The sequence below is a fragment of the Mycobacterium sp. genome, assembly GCF_049281135.1.
Classification (GTDB): domain Bacteria; phylum Actinomycetota; class Actinomycetes; order Mycobacteriales; family Mycobacteriaceae; genus Mycobacterium.
On the sequence record NZ_JBAPRN010000416.1, the window covers coordinates 1 to 6,570 of the forward strand.

The 6,570-nt window shown below is 64.7% G+C and carries 6 protein-coding genes and 1 pseudogene; 5 read left to right on the plus strand and 2 right to left on the minus strand.

Annotation, left to right across the window (positions count from 1 at the left end; all coding sequences use genetic code 11):
* Positions 1-215: 215 nt before the first annotated feature.
* The 4 genes and pseudogenes from WAN02_RS16955 (at position 216) to WAN02_RS16970 (ending at position 2,248) form a co-directional block, all read left to right on the plus strand.
* Positions 216-605 (plus strand): phage holin family protein, encoded by a 390-nt coding sequence (locus WAN02_RS16955; RefSeq protein WP_422265381.1) that lies wholly within the window; start codon positions 216-218, stop codon positions 603-605.
* A gap of 16 nt (positions 606-621) precedes the next feature.
* Positions 622-864, plus strand: a pseudogene (locus WAN02_RS16960) (DNA-formamidopyrimidine glycosylase family protein); the annotation flags it as partial.
* A gap of 126 nt (positions 865-990) precedes the next feature.
* The gene (locus WAN02_RS16965) at positions 991-1,485 is read left to right on the plus strand and encodes a zinc finger domain-containing protein (protein WP_422265386.1); all 495 of its coding nucleotides are present in this window, start codon (positions 991-993) and stop codon (positions 1,483-1,485) included.
* Between the two features lie 13 nt (positions 1,486-1,498).
* Positions 1,499-2,248 (plus strand): SDR family oxidoreductase, encoded by a 750-nt coding sequence (locus WAN02_RS16970; protein ID WP_422265382.1) that lies wholly within the window; start codon positions 1,499-1,501, stop codon positions 2,246-2,248.
* Positions 2,249-2,263: 15 nt separating this feature from the next.
* On the opposite strand, the gene pgi is transcribed toward WAN02_RS16970, so the two are convergent.
* Together pgi and WAN02_RS16980 are read right to left on the minus strand one after the other, a co-directional pair.
* A complete protein-coding gene (gene pgi / locus WAN02_RS16975; protein WP_422265383.1) occupies positions 2,264-3,928 on the minus strand; it encodes a glucose-6-phosphate isomerase in 1,665 nt (554 codons plus the stop codon).
* 80 nt (positions 3,929-4,008) lie between these two features.
* Positions 4,009-4,317 (minus strand): chorismate mutase, encoded by a 309-nt coding sequence (locus WAN02_RS16980; RefSeq protein WP_422265384.1) that lies wholly within the window; start codon positions 4,315-4,317, stop codon positions 4,009-4,011.
* Between the two features lie 214 nt (positions 4,318-4,531).
* Here WAN02_RS16980 and WAN02_RS16985 point away from each other — a divergent pair.
* The coding region (locus WAN02_RS16985; RefSeq protein WP_422265385.1) for a UvrD-helicase domain-containing protein at positions 4,532-6,570 on the plus strand (2,039 nt) is incomplete at its 3' end.

The window sequence follows — 6,570 nt, forward strand, 5'->3', positions numbered from 1 at the left end:
CCCTTGAGTAGGCGTTCGGAGAAATCCTCACGACCGCGCTCGGCCGGTTGCACCGCAGTTGTCATCGATGACATCCCCTTCGTCGGCGTCATGTCCAGACGGTAGGGAGCTCGCGGGAAGATGTCAATACCATCGGTACCGGGTACTTGCGGTTCTAGCTGCTGACCTGGCTGTAATCAGGCACTTCGTCGGCGTCCGGTAGTAGGTTCACCCGCATGGGAGCATTCGTCATACGCGCCGCGGTAACCGGATTCGCACTGTGGGTGGTCGCCCACCTCGTCCATGGGCTCAGCTTCGTCGGCGGCGACACCCGCCTGCAGCGGGCCGGCATCATCTTCGTGGTGGCGGTGATCTTCGGTCTGGTCAACGCCTTCATCAAACCCGTCGTGCAAATCCTGTCGATCCCGCTCTACATCCTCACGCTGGGCCTGTTCCACATCGTCGTCAACGCGCTCATGCTGTGGATCACCGCGTGGATCACCGAGCACACCACTCATTGGGGCTTGGCCATCGACCACTTCTGGTGGACCGCGATCTGGGCCGCGGTCGTCTTGTCGATCGTCGGCTGGGTGCTGTCACTGGTGGTCCGCACCGCGCGGCACTGACCGGCACACTGGATACATGCCCGAACTGCCCGAAGTCGAAGCACTGGCCGACCACCTGCGTCGGCACGCCGTCGGCAAGACCATAGGGCGTATCGACGTCGCCGCGCTGTCGGTGCTCAAGACCTTCGACCCGCCGATCAACGCACTGCACGGAGAAACCGTCACCGGCGCCGACCGCTGGGGCAAATACCTGGGCATGCGCGCCGGCGAGCTGATTCTGATCACCCACCTGTCGCGGGCCGGCTGGCTGCGTTGGTCGGACAAGCTGTCCGCCGCGCCGCTGAAGCCGGGCAAAGGCCCGATCGCCTTGCGCGTTCACCTCGGCAGGCCCGGCGAGGGGCCGGGTTTCGACCTCACCGAGGCGGGCACCCAGAAGCGGCTGGCGGTGTGGCTCGTCGACGACCCGGACAAGGTCCCCGGTATCGCCACGCTGGGGCCCGACGCGCTGCAGCTGTCCGCCGACGACCTGGCCGGGCTGCTGGCCGGAAACACCGGGCGGATCAAGTCCGTCATCACCGACCAGAAAGTCATCGCCGGCATCGGCAACGCCTACAGCGACGAGATCCTGCATGTCGCCAAGCTGTCGCCGTTCGCCACCGCCGGGAAACTCAACGAGGGGCAACTCGCCGCGTTGCACTTCGCGATGGAGTCGGTGTTGTCTGACGCCGTTGCGAGATCGGTGGGCCAGCAAGCCGCAACCCTCAAGGGTGAGAAGCGATCCGGCATGCGGGTGCACGCCCGCACCGGCTTGCCGTGCCCGGTATGCGGCGACACGATTCGCGAAGTGTCGTTCGCCGACAAGTCGTTTCAGTACTGCCCGTCCTGCCAGACCGGTGGCAAGGTGCTGGCAGACCGGCGGATGTCGCGTTTGCTGAAGTAGTTATGCTGCGCCTATGACTCGGCAGAAGATTCTCATCACCGGTGCGAGTTCCGGCCTGGGCGCCGGAATGGCCCGCGTATTTGCCGGCAAGGGGCGGGACCTGGCGCTGTGTGCCCGCCGCACCGACCGGCTCGACGAGCTCAAGGCCGAACTCGGGCAACGGTATCCGGATGTCAAAATCGCAGTCGCGGCGCTAGACGTCAACGACCACGACCAGGTGCCCAAGGTGTTCGCGGAACTTTCCGACGCACTCGGCGGCATCGACCGGGTGGTCGTCAACGCCGGTATCGGCAAGGGCGCGCGGCTGGGATCGGGCAAGCTGTGGGCCAACAAGGCGACCATCGAAACCAATCTTGTTGCGGCCCTGGTCCAAATCGAAACAGCGCTGGAGATGTTCAAGGACCAGGGGTCCGGGCATCTGGTGCTGATCTCGTCGGTGCTCGGGGCGAAGGGTGTACCCGGCGTAAAGGCGGCCTACGCGGCCAGCAAAGCCGGCCTGAGTTCCCTGGGCGAATCGTTGCGCGCCGAATACGCCAAGGGCCCGATCAAGGTATCGGTGATCGAACCGGGCTATATCGAGTCTGAGATTACGGCCAAAAGCGAGAGCACAATGTTCATGGTGGACAACGAAACTGGCGTCAAGTCGCTGGTCGCTGCCATTGAGCGCGAGCCGGGTCGAGCCGCCGTGCCGTGGTGGCCGTGGGGCCCGATGGTGCAACTACTGCGCGTGATGCCGCTGTCGCTGGCCAAACGGTTCGCCTAGCGATTCGGCGCGTTCCTAGTCCGCGCGACCTCTCTCCGCGCGATACCGGCGGACCAGAGCGTCGGTGGAACTGTCAGATTGCTTTGCCGGAGAAGCGTCTTCGGTGATCACCGGCAGCAGCGCCTTGGCCTGCGTCTTGCCCAGCTCCACGCCCCACTGGTCGAACGAGTCGATACCCCAGATCACACCCTCGGTGAAGACCTGATGCTCGTAGAGCGCGATCAGCTGGCCCACTACCGACGGGGTGAGCCGGGTGGCCAGGATGGACGTGGTGGGCCGGTTACCCGGCATCACCTTGTGCGGTACCACGTCGGCGGCGGTGCCCTCGGCGGCGATCTCGTCGGCCGTCTTGCCGAACGCCAGCACCTGCGTCTGGGCGAAGAAGTTGCTCATCAGCAGGTCATGCATGCTGCCCGTACCGTCCATGGTGGGCAGGTCGTCGGTGGGTTGACTGAAGCCGATGAAATCGGCCGGCACCAGCCGGGTGCCTTGGTGCAGGAGTTGGTAGAACGCGTGCTGGCCGTTCGTTCCCGGCTCGCCCCAGAAGATTTCACCGGTGTCGGTGGTGACCGGGGTGCCGTCGGCACGGGTCGACTTGCCGTTGGACTCCATCGTCAGCTGCTGCAGATACGCGGCGAAGCGCGCCATGTCGTTGGAATACGGCAACACCGCGCGCGCCTGCGCGTCGAAGAAATCGGAGTACCACAGCCCGATCAGACCGAGCAGCACCGGCGCGTTGGACTCCAGCGGCGCGGTCTTGAAGTGCTCGTCGACCAGGTGGAATCCGGATAGGAAGTCCGCGAACGCTTCTCGCCCGATCGCGGCCATCACCGAGAGTCCGATCGCGGAGTCGACCGAATACCGTCCGCCGACCCAGTCCCAGAATCCGAACATATTGTCGGTGTCGATGCCGAACTCGTCGACCAGCTTCTCGTTGGTCGAGACGGCGACGAAATGCTTTGCGACCGCTTCTTGCCCGAGCGCATCGGTCAGCCAGCGCCTCGCGGCGGTGGCGTTCGTCAGTGTCTCCAGCGTCGTAAAGGTCTTGGATGCGACGATGAAAAGCGTTGTGGCCGGGTCTAAGTCGGCCAACTTCGCGATCAGGTCGGCGGGATCGACATTGGACACGAATCGCGCCGAGATGCCGGCGTCGGCGTAATGCCGCAGGGCCTGATAGACCATCACCGGTCCGAGGTCCGAGCCCCCGATTCCGATGTTGACGACGGTGCTGATCCGTTTACCGGTGGCACCGGTCCACTCGCCGCTGCGCAGCCGGTCGGTGAAATCGCCCATTGCATCGAGCACCGAGTGGACGTCCTCGACGACGTTCTGCCCGTCCACGATCAGCTTGGCGTCGCGCGGAAGTCGCAATGCGGTGTGCAGCACCGCGCGATTCTCCGAGATGTTGATGTGTACCCCGGAGAACATCTCGTCGCGACGCTGCTCGAGCTCTGCGGCTCGAGCCAGGTCGGTCAGCAGCTTGCACGTTTCCCGGTTGATGCGGTGTTTGCTGTAGTCGATGTAGAGGTCGCCGACGGTGATGTTGAATTCGCGGCCGCGGTCTGGGTCCTCGGCGAAGAATTCACGCAGGTGGGTGCCTACGATCTGGTCGTGGTGCGTGCCCAGCGCCTTCCATGCCGAGGTCGCTGAGATGTCGGGAATCCGTTCAACCGCAGTCATGCCTCGACCCTAGTCAGGTTGACCGGGCGGCGGCACCGTAGCCGCTGAAGGCACAGTGAACGGGCGGCGAACCGGCCGGATCAGTGCCCGAGCCGGCCGCGACCCAGCCTGAGCAGCAGCATGGCCAGGTCCTTGCCATCGGGCCCGAGTTCGCTGTAGCGCTCGATGACTTTCATTTCGCGGCTGTGCACCAACCGCGTGCCGCCGGAAGCCATCCGGGCTTTGCCGATCGCCTGGGACACCTCGGCGCGACGCTTGACCGCGGCCAGGATCTCGGCATCGAGCCGGTCGATCTCCAGCCGCAGCTCATCGATATCAGTGGGTTGTTCTATTTCGATGGTCATCTCAGACTCCGAATTCTCGTTGTGTGGAGGTGGCAGCGGTTTCATCCGATTTCGGGCCTCACACAAGAGACGAGCCCCGGATCCGGATGCGGACCGCGGGGCTCTGGGAAGCAGCTAAACCACGGGCACCGCTGGCCGGTACCCGTAGAAAAATCGACGCTGCATGTTGAGCACGAAATGAGTGTGCCACTTGGAGGCGTTCCAGCGCAAAGGTGTCGCCGAACGGCGGTAAGTTGGGGCGGACATGACTGTGCAGCACGTGACCGAATCTGAAGGCGATCAACTTCTCGACGGTTTGAACCCCCCACAACGTCAGGCGGTTCTGCACGAGGGCTCGCCGCTGCTGATCGTCGCGGGCGCGGGCTCGGGTAAGACCGCCGTGTTGACCCGGCGTATCGCCTATCTGCTGGCCGCGCGCGACGTCGGGCCCGGCCAGGTGCTGGCGATCACCTTCACCAACAAGGCCGCCGCGGAGATGCGCGAACGCGTCGTGGCGCTGGTCGGCCCGCGGGCGCGATCGATGTGGGTGTCAACCTTTCACTCGACCTGCGTGCGGATTCTGCGCAACCAGGCGTCGCTGATCGATGGCCTCAACTCCAACTTCTCCATCTACGACGCCGACGATTCCCGACGTCTGCTGCAGATGATCGCCAAGGACATGGGCCTGGACGTCAAGCGGTATTCGCCACGGCTGCTGGCCAACGCCATCTCGAACCTGAAGAACGAGCTGATCGACCCGCAGCAGGCGATGGCGAACCTGTCCGACGACGCCGACGATTTGGCGCGCACGGTGGCCGCCGTCTTCTCCGAATACCAGCACCGGCTGCGGCTGGCCAACGCCCTCGATTTTGACGACCTGATCGGCGAGACGGTCGCGGTGCTGCAGGCCTTCCCGCAGATCGCCCAGCATTACCGCCGGCGCTTCCGGCACATCTTGGTCGACGAGTATCAGGACACCAACCACGCGCAGTACGTCCTGGTCCGCGAGCTGGTCGGCCGCGACACCGAGGACGGTGTGACACCCGGCGAGTTGTGCGTGGTCGGCGACGCCGACCAGTCGATCTACGCGTTCCGCGGGGCCACCATCCGCAACATCGAAGACTTCGAGCGCGACTACCCCGACGCCAAGACGATCCTGCTCGAGCAGAATTACCGCTCCACGCAGAACATCCTGACCGCGGCCAACTCGGTGATCTCCCGCAATGCCGGACGCCGCGACAAGCGGCTGTGGACCGACGCCGGCGAGGGCGAGCTGATCGTCGGCTACGTCGCCGACAACGAGCATGACGAGGCGAGGTTCGTCGCCGAAGAAATCGACGGGCTGGCCGCCAACAACGACATCACCTACAACGATGTGGCCGTCTTCTACCGCACCAACAACTCGTCGCGGTCGTTGGAAGAGGTGTTCATCCGCGCCGGCATTCCCTACAAAGTGGTTGGGGGAGTGCGGTTTTACGAGCGCCGGGAGATTCGCGACATCGTCGCCTACCTGCGCGTGCTGGACAACCCCGGCGACGCGGTCAGTTTGCGGCGGATCCTCAACACGCCGCGGCGCGGCATCGGCGATCGGGCCGAGGCATGCGTGGCGGTGTACGCCGAGAACACCGGATCCAGTTTCGCCGACGCGCTGCAAGCCGCCGCCGAGGGCAAGGTGCCGCTGCTGAATACCCGGTCGGCCAAGGCGATTGCCGGTTTCGTGGAGATGCTCGACGAACTGAGGGGCCGGCTCGACGCGTCGGAGGGCGACCTCGGTGAGCTGGTCGAGGCGGTGCTGGAGCGCACCGGATACCGGGCGGAGTTAGAGTCGTCGTCCGACCCGCAAGACCTGGCCCGGCTGGACAACCTCAACGAACTCGTCAGCGTCGCACACGAATTCGCCACCGACCTGGCCAACGCCGAAGCTCTCGGAACCGATCTCGACGACGAGGACGTGCCGGACACCGGTGTGCTGGCCCAGTTCTTGGAGCGGGTGTCTTTGGTCGCCGACACCGATGAAATCCCGGAGCACACCGCCGGCCTGGTGACGCTGATGACGTTGCACACCGCCAAGGGACTGGAATTCCCGGTCGTGTTCGTCACCGGATGGGAAGACGGAATGTTCCCGCACATGCGGGCTTTGGGCGACGCCGGCGAGCTGTCCGAGGAACGTCGACTGGCCTACGTGGGGATCACCCGGGCGCGGCAGCGCCTCTACGTCAGCCGCGCGAAGGTTCGATCGTCGTGGGGACAGCCGATGCTCAACCCGGAATCGCGGTTTCTGCGCGAGATCCCGCAGGAGCTTATCGACTGGCGTCGTAC

Bases quoted from the DNA above. Each gene is read 5' to 3' on its own strand.
- WAN02_RS16955 (WP_422265381.1), top strand. From the start codon at position 216: ATGGGAGCATTCGTCATACGCGCCGCGGTAACCGGATTCGCACTGTGG.
- WAN02_RS16970 (WP_422265382.1), top strand. From the start codon at position 1,499: ATGACTCGGCAGAAGATTCTCATCACCGGTGCGAGTTCCGGCCTGGGC.
- pgi (WP_422265383.1), bottom strand. From the start codon at position 3,928: ATGACTGCGGTTGAACGGATTCCCGACATCTCAGCGACCTCGGCATGG.
- WAN02_RS16980 (WP_422265384.1), bottom strand. From the start codon at position 4,317: ATGAAACCGCTGCCACCTCCACACAACGAGAATTCGGAGTCTGAGATG.